Source organism: Faecalibacterium sp. Marseille-P9312 (genome assembly GCF_902497445.1).
GTDB lineage: Bacteria > Bacillota > Clostridia > Oscillospirales > Ruminococcaceae > Faecalibacterium > Faecalibacterium longum.
Map to the genome: position 1 here is coordinate 70,358 of NZ_CABVEW010000011.1, position 16,848 is coordinate 87,205.

Sequence of the window (16,848 nt, forward strand, 5' to 3'; positions counted from 1 at the left end):
GTGCGGAATCTGCTATACTACAGCCATGAGGATTCGGGGCCGCAACCGATTCCTTGTACATGATTCCTCCTCACACCAAAGCAATATCCAAACACAGCGCCCTTTCCGGTGAAGCCGCAAGCACCGGAGAGGGCGCTGTGCGTTTTTTCTGCGTCAATATTCCGGAAATGGACGCCTTACAGGGTTGACCGGGCATTTGAGTGGAGATATAATAAACCTGTAGGCTAAGAAACTTAGTAAAACGAATTTGTGGAGGTGAACGCAGGACAATGGACCCGGATCATAGTCGAAGACGATGGAATGATGCGGCCGGAACGACCGCGAAAGGTGCTGCGTTCGCCTTTTTTGTACGCTGAACAGCGGAGTATCCGCTGTCCGGCTGCCGTACAAAAGAGGCGCAGCTTTGTGCGTGCAGATGGGCAGTGCGGCCCGGGGTCTGCGGCGCAGGAGCGGCGCTTTTTGCGTTGATGCGGCTGTGTCCTCCTGAGACAGAAAAGAGGAGGAACACAAATGGAAGAAGAAAAGAAGACCCCGGAGCGCGAAGAGGAACAGGCTCTTCCGGTGCAGGAGCTGCCCACGGATATTCCCGCTGAGGTGCGCCAGAAACTGGCCGAAGACCTGAACGAGCAGGCCACCGAAGACCTCAAGCAGGACGTCCGCGAGGCCGAAAAAGAGGAGGCCAACGACGAAGAAGTCAAGGCCAACCCCGAGATGCTGACCAAGAGCCGTCTGCTCAAGCTGCTCGTCAAAAAGCAGTACGTCAAGCTGCGCGAAGTGACCGAGGAAGAGCAGCCCGCCGATCTGGCCGAGCTGCTGGAGGAGCTGGACGAGAACAACCGCCTCGTGGTGTTCCGTCTGCTGAAAAAGGACGTTGCAACGGAAGCATTCGCCTATATGTCCGATGAGGCCCGCGACGACCTCGTGAATGCGTTCTCCGACGTCGAGCTGGTAAGCGCCATCGAAGATATGAGCCTTGACGATGCCGCCGACCTGCTGGAAGATATGCCCGCAGGCGTGGTCAAGCGGGTGCTGGAAAAGTCGTCCCGCCAGACCCGTGAGAGCCTGAACAAGCTGCTGAACTACCCCGAGAGCTCTGCCGGCAGCCTGATGACCCCCGAATACGTCCGTCTGCGGCAGGAGATGACCGTCGGTGACGCCTTCGCCGCTATCCGCAAGCAGGGTGAGAACGCCGAGACGGTCTACACCTGCTATGTGGTGGAGCGCAACCGCCTGCTGGGCGTCGTGTCGGCCCGCAGCCTGCTGCTGTCTGACCCCTCTACCCCCATCGTGGACATCATGGACGACAATGTCGTCACCGTGAAGGTCACGGATGACCAGGAGTATGTGGCCCGCGAGATGCAGCGCTACGACTTCACCGCGATGCCTGTTCTGGACAACGAGGGCATGTTCGTCGGTATCATCACCATCGACGACGCCATCGACGTCCTGACCGATGAGAGCACCGAGGATATGCAGAAGATGGCAGCTATTCTGCCCGACGACGATGCCACCACCTACTTCGGCACCAGCGTCTGGACCCACGCCAAGCAGCGTATCCCCTGGCTGCTCATCCTGATGCTCTCTGCTACCTTCACCGGCATGGTCACGACCCACTACGAAGAGGCTTTCGTCAGCCTGCCCCTGCTGGTTTCCTTCATGCCCATGCTGATGGATACCGCCGGCAACTGCGGCAACCAGATCAGCACTCTGATGGTCCGCGGCCTCGCTCTGGGAGAGGTGGAGCCCAGCGACTTCCTCAAAGTTCTGGGCAAGGAGCTGCGGGTCTCCGCCATCGTCGGCGCGGTGCTGGGCCTCGTCAATGGTCTGCGCATCTACCTGATGTACACCTACCTCTACGCCGGCCAGTATGACAATGTCATCGGCTACGCAGTGGTCGTCAGCGTGTCGCTGTTCTTCAGCGTCATCCTCGCAAAGCTGGTGGGCGGTATGCTGCCCCTGGCCGCCAAGAAGCTGGGCGCCGACCCGGCCATCATGGCGACCCCCTTCATCACCACCATCGTGGACGCCTGCAGCTTGATCCTCTACTTCCAGATCGCACAGGCTGTCTTCCGCGGCATGATGTAAATACACAAAAACGCCCCTGCTCAGGAAGTGCTGAGCGGGGGCGTTCTGTTTCCCAGATACAACAAGACCCCTGTCTGGCGCTTGCGGCGACGCCAGAGGGGGTCTTGCTGTTTGGGGTATTGCTTTGGTGTGAGGAGGAATCATGTGCAAGGGGCGGTTGCGGCCCCGCACCCTTGTGAGCTATAGTATACCCGAATTACCGGCCAAAATCATGTCTTTCCTGTGAAAGATTTGTTAATCGGCCTGTGAAATTTTTGGAGCGGAAATGCAGCGCTTTGCTTACAGCGTCTCGATGTCGCTCACGGTGATTTCGTCAGAGCGGGAATTTTTGGTGTAGGTCACGCGCTGATTGCCGCAGGTAAAGCTAACGGCGACGGTGCGGCTGGAACGGTACCAGCTGTCATAGGTCGACTGGTTGATTTCATACTCCAAGGCAACACTGCGCTCCTCGCCGGGTCTGATGGTGAGACTGTCATAGGTGCGCCAGATGTCTGCATCTCCCACATCCCGTGCGCTGAAGCGGAACGGGGTGATGGGGGTACCATCCAGCGTAGTGACAAAGTTATCACCGCTGAGCGTCACGGGCTTCGAGCTGACATTAGTCATGACGATTCTGAAAGAGATCTCGTTGACGGGAACAGTGGCATTTGCGGCCCAATATCTGCTTCTGCCAATTTTGCAATCCGCAGCCACGATGCCGCCGACTGCGCCCTCAATCAAAGCCTGATTGACAGCTTCATTGGTGGAAGAGCAGGCCGTCAGGGCAGCGGCAGCGGCCACAACGCCCAGACCCCTCATGAATACTCGGCGGGAAAACATCTCAGACATTCTTCATACCTCCGTGCGGGCGGGACGCGCCCTGTTTTGACTCGATGATAGCATAGAAAAGCCAGCGGTACAAGCGATTCGGTGTAATATACAACAAAGTATCTCACAGCGCCGCGTGCTGACGGCCCATCTCCACATAAGCTTTTGCGTTCTCGATGTTGTGGGCCAGCTGGTCGTCCCGGATGGTCTTGATGACACGGGCCGGCACGCCTACCGCCACCGAGTTGTCGGGGATGACCATCCCCTCAGGCACCAGCGCCCCGGCCCCGATGATGCAGTTTTTGCCCACGACGGCGTGGTTGAGGATGGTAGCATGCATCCCGATGAGGCTGTTGTCCCCCACCGTGCAGCCATGGACAAGGGCGCTGTGGCCTACCGTGACGTTTTTGCCCAGAACGACCTGCCCGCCGGGGTCGCAGTGGAGCACGGCGTTGTCCTGCACATTGCTGTTCTCGCCCAGTATCAGTGCGCCCTCGTCGGCCCGCAGTACAGCCCCGTACCAGATGTTCACGCCCCTGCCCAGCGTCACGTCGCCCAGTACCGTCGCATTCGCCGCCACAAAGACAGCGCCCTCATCCCGGGGCATTTTTCCACCAAAGGAGAGCATCATTGTTGAAAAACCACCTTTCTCTTTTGCTTCATTTATGGTATTCTTTATTATAGCTCTTATTGTCGGAGCAAGGAAGCCCCCAGGCTTCCGAAGGAGTATCAATTTATGCAGTTTCATCCCTTTGCGCGGCGGCTTCTGGCTCTGGTCCTGACCGCTGCATTCATGACTACAGCGGCACTGTCCGGTTTTGCCGTCTACGCGATGCCCATTCAGGCCGCCTACCCGCAGGAATCCATCTACCTCTTCGATGCCGACACCGGCGAAGCTCTCGTGGAGCAGAACCCCGACCTTCCCCGCTGCGTTGCCAGCCTGACCAAGATGATGACGGCCCTTCTCGTGCTGGAAAGCGGCACCGACCTCAGCGCCGGCATCACCATCCCGGCCAGCCTCACGCCGGAACTTCAGTCCATCCGGGCCAACCGTGGCCACACCATCGGCCTGCAGGCCGGCGAGACGGTGCGCCGCATCGATATGATGTACGCCATGCTCCTGCCCAGCGCCAACGACGCGGCCAGCGTACTGGCCGTCGATACCTCCGGCAGTCTGGCCGCCTTCGCGGCCCAGATGAACGTCCGGGCCAGTCAGCTGGGCTGTACGGCCACTCATTTCACCTGCCCCCACGGCCTCTACGACGGCGGCAACTACTCCACGGCCCGCGATATGGCGAAGATCGCGCTGGCCTGCTATGCGGACCCGACCTACCGCCAGATAGCGGACACGGTGTCCTATGAACTGCCCGCCACCAATGTGCATCCGGCCCGGACGGTCACGACCACCAACAAGCTTTTGCAGCCCGGCAGCGGCTTTTACCGCAGCGATGCCCACGGCATGAAGACCGGCTTCACCACCCAGGCCGGGCGGTGCTTCGTCACCTTTGCCCGGCAGGACGGCCATACTTATGGGCTGGTCATTCTGGGCTCGAACTCCCAGAATATCTTCCGGGAGGCGGCAGAGCTGTTCGACTGGGCCTTTACCAGCCCCGAACTGCACCCCGCCCCGGCAGAGCCCGAGGCCGAACCCGAGAAGCACGGGCTGAGTGCATTCTGGCACAAAGTGTTTGGCTGATGTTTGAATGTTAAGGAGGACAAGCCTATGAATCGACCCACCTTCCTGCGCCGGAGCACGGCGCTGCTGCTCACGCTGGTGCTGATGATCTGCGCCGCCCTGCCCGGGTTTGCCGCTTATCAGATGCCCATCCAGACGGCCAGCGACACCGAGTCGGTCTATCTCTTCAATCTGGATACCGGCAAGCCCATCCTCAGGCAGAACTCCGACCAGCAGCGCTACATCGCCAGCCTCACCAAGATGATGACGGCTCTGCTCTTCCTCGAGAGCGGCAAGGACATGAACGCTGAGATCACCATCCCCACCAGCCTGACCCAGGAGTTCAAGGACATCCAGAACGCCAACGGCTCCACCATGAACCTCCGCATCGGCGAGACGGTGCGCCGCATCGATCTGCTCTACGGTCTGCTGGTGGCCAGCGCCAACGACGCGGCCAGCGTCATCGCCAGCGACGTCTCGGGCGGCGACCTGACGGCCTTCGTGGCCCAGATGAACGCCCGCGCCAAGGAGCTGGGCTGCACGGATACCACCTTCTCCTGCGTCCACGGTCTGTACGACTACGGCAACGTCTCCACGGCAGAGGACCTTGCAAAAATTGCCGCTGCCTGCTACGCCAACGAGACCTATATGCAGGCCGCGAACCCCCTCACCTATACGCTGCCCGCCACGAACCTGCACCAGAACGAGCGGACCATCAAGGCCACCAACCTCATGCTGGACCCGGAGTATGCCTATCACCGCGACTATGTCCGGGGCATGAAGACCGGCTTCACCACCCTCGCAGGCCGGTGCTTCGTTACCTTTGCCCAGCAGGACGGCCACACCTACGGCCTCGTGGTGCTGGGCAGTGATATGAACAACATCTACCGCGAGTGTGCGGAGATTTTGGATTGGGCCTTCTCGAGCTTTTCTGACCGTCAGCTCGTGGACACGGAGACGGTGCTGACCACCATCCCGCTGACCAAGTGCCGCACGGAGGAAGCCGTGGAGCTCTACGCCGCCAGCGGCCTCAGCGGCTACGGCCACGCCGACGATGAAGTGACCTTCGAGTTCTCGGTGCCGGAGAGCACTTCGGCCACCGTCAAGGAGGGTGCTGTGCTTGGTACGGCCACCGTCTACCTCGACGGCTACGAGATGGGAACGGTGGACCTCGTGACCCACAAAGAATATGTGTCTGACTTTCGCACCGACGCCAAAACGACCCTTCTTCTCATGGCTGCGCTCATCGGCATCCTCATCGTGCTGGGCTTCCTGACGATGGTGGCCGGCGGCGGTTCGCTGAACCTGCGGCGGCGGAGTTGGTCCCGCAGAAGATAATCGAATCAAATCGCAATAGGAAAAGCTCCCCGGAAGGGGAGCTTTTGCTTTATCCAAGCTTCGCTGCAAGAACGGAAAGTGTGATTTTGGGGTTCACCTGTGCGGCGAGCCGTTGAATGGCCGCATCGGCCAGCGAGAGGGCGCGGCGGGCGGCGTCACCCGTCAGAGGGGTGCTGGCGCACCCCCGGAGCCCGGCGGCGGCTACGGCCCGGAAATCGCCCAGCAGGGCCGCTGCTGCGGCCTTGTCCTTCTCGTACCCGGCCAGCAGGATGGCGGCGGCATAGCTGTCGTGAGCCGCAGCGGCCTTGGCCAGCGTCAGGGCCTTTTCCACCTGTTCCCGGCGGGCGTCGTCCCGGGCGGCGGCAAGCACTGTGCCGATGTGGCCGTCGAACAGCTCACTGTAGAGCCGGGCCTGCTTTTTGTCCACGCCCTGCCCGATGCACCACCGGGCGCATTCCTCGGGGCTGACCGGGGCCACGGCGAAGCTGATGCAGCGGCTGCGGATGGTGGGCAGCACACCGGCCAGCGAATCTGCCGTCAGCAGGAAGAGCACGCCTTCCGGCGGCTCCTCCATCACCTTCAGCAGGGCGTTGGCGGATTCCTCGTTCATCCGCTCCACATGGTAGAGCAGGACGGCGCGGCCCTCGGCGGAGAGGCTGGTATTGAAAATTTCGGTGCGCATGGCCTTGACCTGACTGACGAGATACCGCCCGCCCGAGCCCATGCCGGTGACGGAGATGGCCTCCCGCACCACGCCGGTCTCGATGCGGCCGCTGTCGCGGTCACCGGCTTTGCCCACGGCACGGCAGCATTCGCCCCGCAGAAGGGCCTCAGCAGGTGCGCCGCCTGCCGGGTAAAGATAGTCTGCCGCCACGCACCGGGCCGCGTAGCCCGCGCCCAGGCCCGTCTCGCCCACCAATAACACGCTGTGGGTCAGACGGCAGCTGCCCAGCATCAGGCGGACGCTGTCTTTCAGGGCCGCATTGCCCGCAAGGCGGTCTATCATCATGTGCGGCTCACCTCCGGTTTTTCCGCTTCCACTGCTCCCGGCGTATCCACGCCCGGACGCTGCGCAGTGCCTGCGGCCCGAAGAAGAGCACAAACCCCAGCATACTCAGCAGATAGCTCACCTTATACAGCCACCCGGCAGTCAGGAAGCTGAACAGCCACATGGCAGCGGCGAAGAGACCGAAATACTTCACCCTTACCGGGATGACGAAGAACAGCAGCACCTGCACCTCGGGGTAGAGCATGGCGAAAGCCAGCAGCAGCGACAGCGACAGGCAGTAGGTGTCGGCGGGGATGCCGGTGACGAGACAGCCCAGCGCGGTGCCGATCATCCCCAGCAGGAAGTAGAGGTTGAAGCGGAAATCGCCCCATTCCTTTTCCAGCGCCGTGCCGATGAACCATGTGAAGTAGATGCCGAGGATGACGCTCAGCGGCCCGCCCCCCGAAAACGGGATAAAGACGAAGGAGATGAGCCGCCACACCTGCCCCATCAGCAGCAGGCTCCGGCTCAGGCCGAGATAGACTGAGATGAATTGGTTGACGAACAGCTCGATGGCGTAGACTAAAATCTGTCCGCCTACGATGATGGAGATGAGATTGGGGATGCAAAAGCGGCCGTATTTCCGCTCAAGGCGGGAGATCCAGTTCATAGGCAGACGCCTCCGTGAAAAGAAATTTTTGCGGCCCATGTCCGGGGCCATTTTCTGTCTTTCATTGTATCATGTTTGCCCGGCCCATTCAAGAAAATCCGTGGGAAGTGCGGGACTCCATTTTGGCGCGTTATCGGAAGAGTATCCCATCTGGAATGATTTTTTAACTTTTTCCACTGGGTTTTCCACCGATTTTGTGAAAAAGAAGTGGGGTTTCCCACAGTGTTTTCCACTTTTTCCACCGAGTTTTCCACAGAAAATTGAGTTTTGGGTTATACACGATGTATTCTAAAACGGGAAAAGAGGAAAAATCTGGGGAGAAAAGAGGTCACAGAGCCTTTTTTTGAAAAGAAAGTCGAGGCCAAAAATTTATTTTCTGCGGCGTTTCGCGCCTGGGACAAAAGCGCCTCTCCCCTCTGGAATTTTTGGCGCAGGAGTTTTCCACAAACGCTGCCCGGCAAAAACCATGTGTGGAAAACCGTGGGAAAACCCGAGTTTTCCACAAACTTTGCAGGGAGAAAAGAAAAGCGCCCCCGGGGCCGGACGGCCCGCAGAGGCGCTGGAATGCTGGAGAATTTATACGGCCCCGTAGATGCCGTGGACGGAGACTTCGCCGGTGAAGACCTTTTCCTCGCCGCTGTCGGTGCGGACGATGAGCTGGCCGTCGGCGTCCACGTCGATGGCTGTGCCGCTGCCTGTGCCGCCGCCCGGCAAATCGAAGGTGACGTGGCGGCCCAGATTGACGCAGGCCGCCTTGTACTCGTCCCGGAAGGGAGCGAAGCCCTCCCGCGCGAAGGTGTAGAGCGGACGGTCAAAGCCGAAGTCCGTCAGCGCCTCGGCCAGCCACTGGGGGTCGGCGGCAAGGTCCACTTTCGCGCCCTGCAGCTCGAGGGAGGTGCCGTTGGGCAGGTTTGCGGCGTCGAAATAGCTCTGGGGCTGTGCCAGATTGATGCCGATGCCGCAGACGATGCCCCGGCCCTGCATCTGGTAGCCGTAGCTGACGCTCTCGCAGAGGATGCCCACGACCTTCTTGCCGTTCAGCAGCAGGTCATTGGGCCATTTTATCTGGCAGTCCACGCCGTAGCGCTGGGCCAGCTGATCGCGGACGGCAAGGCTTGCCAGCAGCGGCAGGGTGGCAGGCTGGGCCAGCGGCTCCCGGATGACCGCCGTATAATAGAGGGCGCGGCCCTCGGCGTTCACCCAGCTGCGGCCAAGACGGCCCCGGCCTGCGGTCTGATTGGTGGTGTATACCGCGCCCACCGGGCCGAACTCTTCAAAATGCTCTTTTGCGTAAGCGTTGGTGCTGCCGCACTCGGACAGCCAGCGCACCTCGTTGATGCTCATGCTTTGGGTACCTCTTTGTGCTCGTGGCTGACCACCTTGCCGTCGGCAAGGGTCAGGATGCCGTAGGTGTTGGGGCCGGTGTAGCACCGACCGCAGGAGCCGGGGTTGAACAGGAACACCCCGCCCCGCTCTTCTGCCACCGGGATGTGGGTGTGGCCGAAGAGGGCGACGTTCGCGCCCCGGGCTGCGGCTGCGTCAGCCAGCGTGTCGAGGTCGTATTTCACCCCGTACATATGGCCGTGGGTGTAGAAGACGACCACCCCGTCAAAGGCGGCAAGCCCGTCCAGCGGCTCCAGCGCACCGAAATCGCAGTTTCCGGCTACAGCATAGGCCCGCAGAGAGGGGTAAAAGGTGAGCGCCTGCTCGAGGTCGCGCAGGCCGTCGCCCAGAAAGATGAGCGCGTCGATGCTGTCCGCCTCGGCGGCCAGAATGTTTTCGATGGCCAGACGGCTGTTGTGGCTGTCGCTCAAAATCAGAAGTTTCGTCACGGGAAAAGGATCCTCCTCAAATTTTATTCCGGGTCGCGCTGCTGGATGGTCAGCAGTGCCTTATATACTTCGCTCTTGGAGTAGGGCGTCCCCTGGGCTGCGGCCTTGGCGGCGGCAGTGGGGCCGAAGCCCTGTCCGGTCAGCTCGAGGGCGCGCTGTGCGGCCTGCTCGAGGGTCATCTCTGCTTCCGGCTCTGTGGAAGCCGGCGCACCGGCCATGACCAGAACATACTCGCCTCTCGGCTCGTTGGCGGCGTAGTGGGCCTGCGCCTCCCCGAGGGTGGTCTTCCAGATCTCTTCGTGGAGCTTGGTCAGCTCACGGCAGAGAGTGATGCTCCGCTCCGGGCCGAAGGCGTTCACGAGGTCGTCCAGCGTCGTGCGCAGCTTGTGGGGCGCTTCGTAGAAGATGACGGTCCGCTTTTCACCCAGAAGCTCAGCAAGACGCTCTTTTTTCTGCTTCCGGTTCACGGGCAGGAAGCCCTCGAACACCCAGCGGGAGGTGTCCTGGCCCGAGACGGCCAGCGCCGTCACGCAGGCGGACGCCGCCGGGACAGGCACGACTTTGATGCCCCGGGCCAGCGCGTCCCGCACGATGACCTCGCCCGGGTCAGAGACGCAGGGCATTCCGGCGTCAGAGCAGAGGGCGCAGTTCTCGCCCGCCTCAATGCGGCGCAGGATACCCTCGCCCTTCTGCAATGCGTGCTCGTAGTAGCTGACCATCGGCTTTTTCAGGCCCAGATAGTTCAGCAGCCGCATGGTCACGCGGGTGTCCTCGGCGGCCACGAAGTCTGCCGCGCCGAAGGTGGCGGCCACGCGGGGCGGCATGTCGTCCAGATTGCCGATGGGGGTTGCCACGATATAAAGAATACCGGCCATGATTGACCTCCCTGATGTTGTTATTTTACTTCTCCGTACATCGCTGCCCCGGCGGTGATGAGCACATCCGGTTCGATGCGCAGGCCGGTGCGGCGGTTTTTCTGGGCTTCCACAAGAAAAAGCCACGGCGCGGCGCCGGGCTTATTCTTCACAAAGGCCAGACGCTTCGGCTCGAGGCGGTGCGCCCGCAGCACAGCCAGCACCTCGGCCAGACGCTCGGGCCGATGGCAGAGGGAAAGCTTTCCGCCGTCCTTCAGCAGGCGGAAACCACAGGCGCAGACATCCTCGAGGGTGCAGTCCGTCTCGTGGCGGGCCGTGGCACGGCCTGCGTCGGTGCTCTGCGGCCCGGCGGTAAAATAGGGCGGGTTGCAGGCGCAGACATCGAACTGGCCCTCCCCTTCCCGGAAGGTGCGCAGGTCGGTGAGATAAGGGGTGATGTGCCCGATGCCCTGCGCGGCCACAGCCTCCTGTAAGAGCGCACTGGCCTCGGGCTGCAATTCCACGGCGGCGCAGAGGCCGCGATGGCCCCTGTCGTGCCACTCAAGGCTCACGATGCCGCAGCCGGAGCACAGGTCTGCCGCCTTCTGGCTGCGCCGCGGCTCGCAGAAGCGGGCCAGCAAAAGCGCGTCCGAGCCGAACCGGTGGACGGCGGAGCAGTATACTTCTGTTTTATTATACAAAATCTCGGTAGAATGTTCCATACGCCCAGCCGAAATCCTCCGACAAAATATTGTGTCCCGAAAGATGAAAAAATTATGCAAGAAAGAAAAGCAGCAGACCCGCCTGGCAGGTCTGCTGCTTTTGATGCGTTATTCGCGCGCTATCTGCTAAAAATTATTCAGCGGTGATAGCACCGGTGGGGCAAGCGCCCTCGCAAGCGCCGCAATCGATGCAAGCGTCTGCGTTCACAACTGCAACGCCGCCCTCAACAGCGACTGCACCAACGGGGCAAGCGCCCTCGCAAGCGCCGCAGCCAACACATGCGTCAGAAACCTTGTGTGCCATAATAGAACTCTCCTTTATCTCCCCGTGCTCAGTATTTATGAAGAAATCTGCCCCTGCACGGCTCTGGCAGACCCCTCGGAAATCGTATCCTTGACTGCATTCTAACAAAGCCGTTTCAAAAAGGCAAGACTAACCGTACCCGCCCAAAAGCAATTTTTCGTTTTTTGGTGGGTTGCACAAAAGCACAGGCTAACTTTTGGAGAAATTTGAAGAGGATTTTTGGCGAAAATCACGAAGCAAAGTTAGTTTTAACAGACTAACCACTCAAAGACCCCGCCATTTCCAGCCTCTTATTTTTTATCTTTTCTGCCGCAGCCGGGGCAGGACGAGGTGCCGTCGGCGTTGGCCGAAGCCACCACCGGGGCAGGGTCGCGCACGCCGGAATAATCGTCGTCCGGGTCGGGGCGGCGGGGTGCGCGCTTGCCGCCGGAGATATACTCGCAGACGCTCACCTTATAGTACCGGGGCGCGAAAGCCTCGGTGCCGCAGCGCACCCGCAGATAGCCGGAGATGGGGTTGACCTCGAGCACAGTGCCGAGGCCGTCCGGCGTGCGGACAGTGCTGCCCACCATGGGCATGATGCTGTTCAGGTACTCGTAGGCGCTCTCCTCGTAGGCCAGGCAGCACATCAGGCGGCCGCAGGCACCACTGATCTTGGTCGGGTTGAGGGAAAGACCCTGCTCTTTTGCCATCTTGATGGAGACGGGCTGAAAGTCTTTCAGGAAGCGGCTGCAGCAGAAGGGCTGGCCGCAGATGCCCAGACCGCCTATCATCTTGCTCTCGTCGCGCACACCGATCTGGCGCAGCTCGATGCGGGTGTGGAAGATGCCGGCCAGATCCTTGACCAGCTCACGGAAGTCCACACGGCCATCGGCGGTGAAATAGAACATGATCTTGGAGCGGTCGAGGGTGTATTCGGCCTCCACCAGCTTCATTTCCAGCCCGTGGCGGGCGATGCACTCCTGGCAGGTGTGGTAGGCGCGCTTCTCGTCCTCACGGTTCTGGCGCATCCGGCGCACGTCCACGCTGTCGGCCATCCGGGTGATGGGCTTGAGGGCCTTGGGGACAGCAGAGTCGGCGATCTCCTTCACGCCCTGCACCACTTCGCCGCACTCCACGCCCCGGGCCGTCTCGACGATAACATAGTCGCCGGTCTTGATGGGGGTGTCTGCGGGGTCAAAATAATAGGTCTTGCCGTTGTCCTTGAAACGGACGGATATAACTTTCTTCATAGCATTCCTCTTTGGGGTCGTATCGAACGTATATAAGCCCGGAACATGGGCCTTGAGCAGTCTGGATAGGCGCTGTGCCTGAAATTGCGATAAAATTCCATTCTGCATTCTAGTATAGCATAATCCGGCCCGTATTTCCACGAAATATGGCAAGAAAGTAGCCGGGATCTTCCCATTGACTTCCTAAACGAAGGTGGATTAAGGAAAGTTTTGTTAAATATTAACTTCAGGACTATTGCAAGGGAGATTCCCTCGTGTATAATAGGAACGATAAGAAGCGTTCAGAGGGTGCTGCCGTGGTTGCGGCGTACCTTTTGCCGCGCGGCGGCATAAAAAAGAAATGGATAGGAAATCATGGAAAAATTCAGTGTCAAAAAGCCGTTCACCATCCTTGTTGCGGTCATCATGGTCCTGCTGCTGGGCTTCGTGTCCATCACGAACCTGCAGACGAACCTTCTGCCCGACATCAGCACGCCATACCTCATGGTGGTCACCGTCTACCCCGGTGCCAGCCCGGAGCGTGTGGAGTCAGAAGTCTCCGATGTGATGGAGAACGCGCTGGGTACAGTGTCCGGCGTCGAGAGCATCACGGCGACCTCGGCAGAAAACTACAGCCTTCTGCTCATGAAATTCGCCGAAGGCACCGACATGAACAGCGCGATGGTCAAGACCTCCAACAAGGTGGACCAGACCGCGTCCAGCCTGCCCGGCACCTGTCTGACCCCCTCCATCATCGAGTACAGCCTGAACATGAACGCCTTTATGACGGCGGCTGTCAGCCGGGAGGGCAGCGATGTCTACGATCTGTCGGACTTCGTGGATAACACCCTCGTGCCTTATGTGGGCCGCACCGGCGGCGTTTCCAGCGTGTCGGCCAACGGCCTCATCGAAAAGATGGTGCAGGTGCAGCTGAATCAGGATAAGATAGACGAAGTGAACGCCCGCCTGCTGGAGCTCATCGACACCCAGCTGGCCGACGCCCGCGCCCAGCTCGATGACGCCGAGGCCCAGATCGCCGCAGGCCGTGCCGAGTACGAAAAACAGCTGAAAAACTTTGGCGACACGGTCTCCGATACGGTCATGGCCCAGATGGGTACGGAGGTGGCCGACGCCGTCACCGTCGTGCGCGACCAGGCGCAGGCTTTGCTGAGCAGCATCAACCAGCTCATCGGCGTGGTCAATGAGCCGGAGATCCAGCAGGCCCTCATCGACGTCCGCGACGGCCTGCAGCGGGTCGTGGACCAGTTCAACCAGACCGGTATGCGGGACATCGACTCCCTCATCGAGATCGTCGGCGAGCTGCGCGACATCACCGATAAGCTCACCGCCGCTCTGCAGGAGCTGCAGGGCCGTCTGGGAACCAGCGACGGCACCGTCTCCGACCTTGCCGACGAGCTGGAAGTCTCCAACAGCTTGAGCACCATTTATAAGACTCTGGACGAGGTCATCAAAGCCATGGACAATGTCCCCGGCCTGATGAACCAGTTCTCCGTCGCTCTGGGCAACTATTCCAGCCAGCAGCTCAGTGCCTATATGCAGTTCACCGAGGCCCGGGAGAAGCTGAAGGACTACGAGAACCAGCTGGAAGACGCCAAGCAGCTCTACGAGGAGACCAAGGAAAAGGCCCTTGCCAGCGCCGATGTGGCCAAGCAGCTGGACATCAAGACCCTCGCCCAGCTCATCTACGCTCAGAACTTCTCGATGCCTGCCGGCTACGTCGCCGATAAGAGCGGCGAGTCCTGGCTGCTGAAGGTCGGCGAAGAGTACGACAGCGTTTCGGACATCGAGGGCGCACTTCTGCTCCACGTCGATGGCTTCGGCGATGTCCGCCTCTCCGATGTGGCCGACGTGGCCGTCATCGACAACGCCGAGGCCAGCTATACCCGCCTGAACGGGGAGCGGGCCGTGGTGCTGAAAATTTTCCGCAACGCCAATTCCAGCGCCAGCAGCGTCTCGGACGGCTGCCTGAATGCCTTCAAAGAGCTGCAGGCTCAGTATTCTGACCTTCACGTCGTCGTCCTGTCCAATCAGGGCAACTACATCACCATCATCGTCAACAGCATCATCAGCAGTATGCTGGTGGGCGCTGCGCTGGCCATCATCGTGCTGGCCATCTTCCTGAAGGACATCAAGCCCACCCTCGTGGTCGGCGTCAGCATCCCGCTGTCCGTCCTGTTCGCCGTCGTTCTGATGTACTTCACCGGCCTCGACATGAACATCATGACGCTGGCGGGCCTGTCGCTGGGCGTCGGTATGCTGGTGGACAACTCGGTGGTCGTCATCGAGAACATCTACCGTCTGCGGGGCCGGGGCGTACCGGCGGCCCGCGCCGCCGTGCAGGGTGCTCGTCAGGTAGGCATGTCGGTGGTAGCCTCTACCCTTACTTCGGTCTGTGTCTTCCTGCCGGTGGTGTTCGCCTCCGGCACGGTGCGCAGCCTGCTGCAGCCCATGTCCATGTGCATCGGCTACTGCCTGATGGCCTCTCTCATCGTGGCCATCACTGTCGTGCCTGCCGCTGCTTCCACCGTCCTGAAAAAGGCTGAGCCGAAGCGTCTGGTCTGGTTCGAAAAGATCCAGGATAAGTATGCCCACAGCCTCGAGTGGTGCCTGCAGCACCGCGCTCTGCCGCTGCTGGCTGCAGTCGTCCTGCTGGCCTTCTGCGGCTGGAAGGTCTTCTCCATGGGCGTCGTCCTTCTGCCCGAAATTTCCAGCAATGAGGCCACCATCGCCCTCTCCACCGACGACGGCCTGACCAAAGAGGAATCCTACGGTGTGGCCGGACAGGTCGTCGAGGCCGTCATGGCCGTGGACGGCGTGGAAGAGGTGGGCGTCACCACCGATACCACTGTGGCCGGCATCGACATCGGCCAGCTGGGCCTGCCCAGCGCCATCACCGACCTGCTGAGCGCCGCCAACAGCTACGGCAGCTATCGGTTCAACGTCATGCTGGACCAGTCCCTGTCCTCCACCCGGATCGCCGCCGTGGAGCAGGCCCTGAAAGATGCCGTTTCCGGCGTCGGGAACTGCACCGGCACCGTCGAGATCAGCGGCATGCAGGACCTGACCAGCCAGCTGAGCAGCGGCCTCTCTGTCAAGATCTACGGCCCCGACGCCGATACCATTACCGCACTGGGCGATAAGGTCGTCCAGATGGTCAACGACACCGAGGGCTTCGCCAATGCCGCCACCGGCCTCGGTCAGGGCGATGCGACCATCAATCTGGACATCGACCGCGACAAGGTCCGCGCCTATGGCCTGACGGTTGCGCAGGTCTACCAGCAGATCGCCGCCAAGCTCACCACCACCACGACGGCGGAGACGCCCGTCACGGTAGACGGCTCCACCATGAAAGTCCAGATCAGCGATAATCTTGATCCTATGACCAAGGAAAACATGATGGACATGACCTTCACCACCAGCGTCATGGACGCCACCGGCACCACCACCACCGGCACCTGCACGCTGGGCGATATTGCTTCCTGGACGACGGGTACTGCCCCCGACTCCATCACCAGCGAGAACCAGACCCGCTACATCACGGTGACGGCAGACACGCTGGACGGCTACAACACCACGGTCCAGTCCCGCGTGCTGCAGAAGACGCTGGACGCCTTCGCCCTCACCGATGAGATGCCCGAGGGCTGCTCCTTCTCGCTGGGCGGCGAGTCCTCCACCGTCAACCTGATGGTCGACGAGATGGTGCAGTGGATGGCTCTGGCCCTGCCCTTCGTCTATCTGGTCATGGTGGCTCAGTTCCAGAGCCTGCTGTCCCCCTTCATCGTCCTGTTCACGGTGCCGCTGGCCTTCACCGGCGGCCTGCTGGGTATGCTGGTCACCGGCCAGCAGCTGACCATGATCTCCCTGATGGGCTTCATCGTCCTGATGGGTACCGTCGTCAACAACGGCATCGTTTTCGTGGACTACGCCAACCAGCTGCGTCTGGGCGGTCTGGAGCGCCGTGCGGCCCTTGTCGCCACCGGCAAGACCCGTATGCGTCCTATCCTCATGACCACCCTGACCACCGTTCTGGCCATGCTGCAGATGGTGTTCAGCAACGATATGGCGAGCCAGCTCATGAGCGGCATGGCCATCGTCATCATCTGCGGCCTGAGCTATGCCACCCTGATGACCCTGTACATCGTCCCCATCCTCTACGACATCCTCTTCAAGAAGCCGCCGCTGGTGGTCGATGTGGGTGACGACGGGATGGACGACATCCCCGACGATGCCGCCGAGTATATCGCGCAGTCGAACGCCGCCGCGGCCCAGCCGGAGACCTGAGGCTATCTCCTATCTATATAGAATAAGTATCTGCCCCGAAACCGCTGCACGGTCACCGTG

The 16,848-nt window shown here is 60.7% G+C and carries 14 protein-coding genes; 4 read left to right on the plus strand and 10 right to left on the minus strand.

Going from position 1 to position 16,848, the window contains the following annotated elements; genetic code table 11:
- Positions 1-510: 510 nt before the first annotated feature.
- A complete protein-coding gene (gene mgtE / locus F3G95_RS09555) occupies positions 511-2,085 on the plus strand; it encodes a magnesium transporter (RefSeq protein WP_149794747.1) in 1,575 nt (524 codons plus the stop codon).
- A 279-nt stretch (positions 2,086-2,364) separates the two neighbouring features.
- On the opposite strand, the gene F3G95_RS09560 is transcribed toward mgtE, so the two are convergent.
- Together F3G95_RS09560 and F3G95_RS09565 are read right to left on the minus strand one after the other, a co-directional pair.
- The gene (locus F3G95_RS09560) at positions 2,365-2,913 is read right to left on the minus strand and encodes a hypothetical protein (RefSeq protein ID WP_149794748.1); all 549 of its coding nucleotides are present in this window, start codon (positions 2,911-2,913) and stop codon (positions 2,365-2,367) included.
- A gap of 103 nt (positions 2,914-3,016) precedes the next feature.
- Positions 3,017-3,523: a gamma carbonic anhydrase family protein gene (locus F3G95_RS09565; protein WP_149794749.1), complete on the minus strand. Its 507-nt coding sequence runs from the start codon at positions 3,521-3,523 to the stop codon at positions 3,017-3,019.
- A gap of 105 nt (positions 3,524-3,628) precedes the next feature.
- On the opposite strand from F3G95_RS09565, the gene F3G95_RS09570 reads away from it, so the two are divergent.
- Together F3G95_RS09570 and F3G95_RS09575 are read left to right on the plus strand one after the other, a co-directional pair.
- Positions 3,629-4,588, plus strand: coding sequence for a D-alanyl-D-alanine carboxypeptidase (locus tag F3G95_RS09570; protein ID WP_149794750.1), 960 nt, complete (start codon positions 3,629-3,631; stop codon positions 4,586-4,588).
- Positions 4,589-4,615: 27 nt separating this feature from the next.
- On the plus strand, positions 4,616-5,905 hold the full coding sequence (locus F3G95_RS09575) for a D-alanyl-D-alanine carboxypeptidase family protein (protein WP_149794751.1): 1,290 nt from the start codon (positions 4,616-4,618) through the stop codon (positions 5,903-5,905).
- Positions 5,906-5,954: 49 nt separating this feature from the next.
- Here the strand turns inward: F3G95_RS09575 and F3G95_RS09580 are convergent, their stop codons facing one another.
- From F3G95_RS09580 to F3G95_RS09615, 8 genes are all read right to left on the minus strand, one after another.
- Positions 5,955-6,914 (minus strand): hypothetical protein, encoded by a 960-nt coding sequence (locus F3G95_RS09580; protein ID WP_149794752.1) that lies wholly within the window; start codon positions 6,912-6,914, stop codon positions 5,955-5,957.
- Between the two features lie 7 nt (positions 6,915-6,921).
- Positions 6,922-7,563, minus strand: coding sequence for a rhomboid family intramembrane serine protease (locus F3G95_RS09585; protein ID WP_149794753.1), 642 nt, complete (start codon positions 7,561-7,563; stop codon positions 6,922-6,924).
- Between the two features lie 576 nt (positions 7,564-8,139).
- The gene (locus F3G95_RS09590; RefSeq protein ID WP_149794754.1) at positions 8,140-8,907 is read right to left on the minus strand and encodes a biotin--[acetyl-CoA-carboxylase] ligase; all 768 of its coding nucleotides are present in this window, start codon (positions 8,905-8,907) and stop codon (positions 8,140-8,142) included.
- On the minus strand, positions 8,904-9,395 hold the full coding sequence (locus F3G95_RS09595; RefSeq protein ID WP_149794755.1) for a YfcE family phosphodiesterase: 492 nt from the start codon (positions 9,393-9,395) through the stop codon (positions 8,904-8,906). Before F3G95_RS09595 ends, F3G95_RS09590 begins: the two co-directional genes overlap by 4 nt.
- A gap of 23 nt (positions 9,396-9,418) precedes the next feature.
- The gene (rsmI, locus tag F3G95_RS09600; protein WP_149794756.1) at positions 9,419-10,270 is read right to left on the minus strand and encodes a 16S rRNA (cytidine(1402)-2'-O)-methyltransferase; all 852 of its coding nucleotides are present in this window, start codon (positions 10,268-10,270) and stop codon (positions 9,419-9,421) included.
- A gap of 20 nt (positions 10,271-10,290) precedes the next feature.
- Positions 10,291-10,971, minus strand: a complete 681-nt coding sequence (locus F3G95_RS09605) for a methyltransferase (RefSeq protein WP_149794757.1) — start codon at positions 10,969-10,971, stop codon at positions 10,291-10,293.
- A 133-nt stretch (positions 10,972-11,104) separates the two neighbouring features.
- The gene (locus F3G95_RS09610; RefSeq protein WP_015565033.1) at positions 11,105-11,275 is read right to left on the minus strand and encodes a 4Fe-4S binding protein; all 171 of its coding nucleotides are present in this window, start codon (positions 11,273-11,275) and stop codon (positions 11,105-11,107) included.
- A 290-nt stretch (positions 11,276-11,565) separates the two neighbouring features.
- Positions 11,566-12,507, minus strand: a complete 942-nt coding sequence (locus tag F3G95_RS09615) for a stage 0 sporulation family protein (protein WP_149794758.1) — start codon at positions 12,505-12,507, stop codon at positions 11,566-11,568.
- 354 nt (positions 12,508-12,861) lie between these two features.
- On the opposite strand from F3G95_RS09615, the gene F3G95_RS09620 reads away from it, so the two are divergent.
- Entirely contained in the window at positions 12,862-16,788 is a 3,927-nt protein-coding gene (locus F3G95_RS09620) for an efflux RND transporter permease subunit (RefSeq protein WP_149794759.1), read from the plus strand.
- Positions 16,789-16,848 lie beyond the last annotated feature (60 nt).

Excerpts from the sequence above, each read along its gene's own strand:
- F3G95_RS09605 (WP_149794757.1), bottom strand. The coding sequence starts at position 10,971 with ATGGAACATTCTACCGAGATTTTGTATAATAAAACAGAAGTATACTGC.
- F3G95_RS09590 (WP_149794754.1), bottom strand. The coding sequence starts at position 8,907 with ATGAGCATCAACGAGGTGCGCTGGCTGTCCGAGTGCGGCAGCACCAAC.
- F3G95_RS09620 (WP_149794759.1), top strand. The coding sequence starts at position 12,862 with ATGGAAAAATTCAGTGTCAAAAAGCCGTTCACCATCCTTGTTGCGGTC.
- F3G95_RS09610 (WP_015565033.1), bottom strand. The coding sequence starts at position 11,275 with ATGGCACACAAGGTTTCTGACGCATGTGTTGGCTGCGGCGCTTGCGAG.
- F3G95_RS09615 (WP_149794758.1), bottom strand. The coding sequence starts at position 12,507 with ATGAAGAAAGTTATATCCGTCCGTTTCAAGGACAACGGCAAGACCTAT.
- F3G95_RS09560 (WP_149794748.1), bottom strand. The coding sequence starts at position 2,913 with ATGTCTGAGATGTTTTCCCGCCGAGTATTCATGAGGGGTCTGGGCGTT.
- F3G95_RS09585 (WP_149794753.1), bottom strand. The coding sequence starts at position 7,563 with ATGAACTGGATCTCCCGCCTTGAGCGGAAATACGGCCGCTTTTGCATC.
- F3G95_RS09565 (WP_149794749.1), bottom strand. The coding sequence starts at position 3,523 with ATGATGCTCTCCTTTGGTGGAAAAATGCCCCGGGATGAGGGCGCTGTC.
- F3G95_RS09570 (WP_149794750.1), top strand. The coding sequence starts at position 3,629 with ATGCAGTTTCATCCCTTTGCGCGGCGGCTTCTGGCTCTGGTCCTGACC.
- mgtE (WP_149794747.1), top strand. The coding sequence starts at position 511 with ATGGAAGAAGAAAAGAAGACCCCGGAGCGCGAAGAGGAACAGGCTCTT.
- F3G95_RS09575 (WP_149794751.1), top strand. The coding sequence starts at position 4,616 with ATGAATCGACCCACCTTCCTGCGCCGGAGCACGGCGCTGCTGCTCACG.
- rsmI (WP_149794756.1), bottom strand. The coding sequence starts at position 10,270 with ATGGCCGGTATTCTTTATATCGTGGCAACCCCCATCGGCAATCTGGAC.
- F3G95_RS09580 (WP_149794752.1), bottom strand. The coding sequence starts at position 6,914 with ATGATGATAGACCGCCTTGCGGGCAATGCGGCCCTGAAAGACAGCGTC.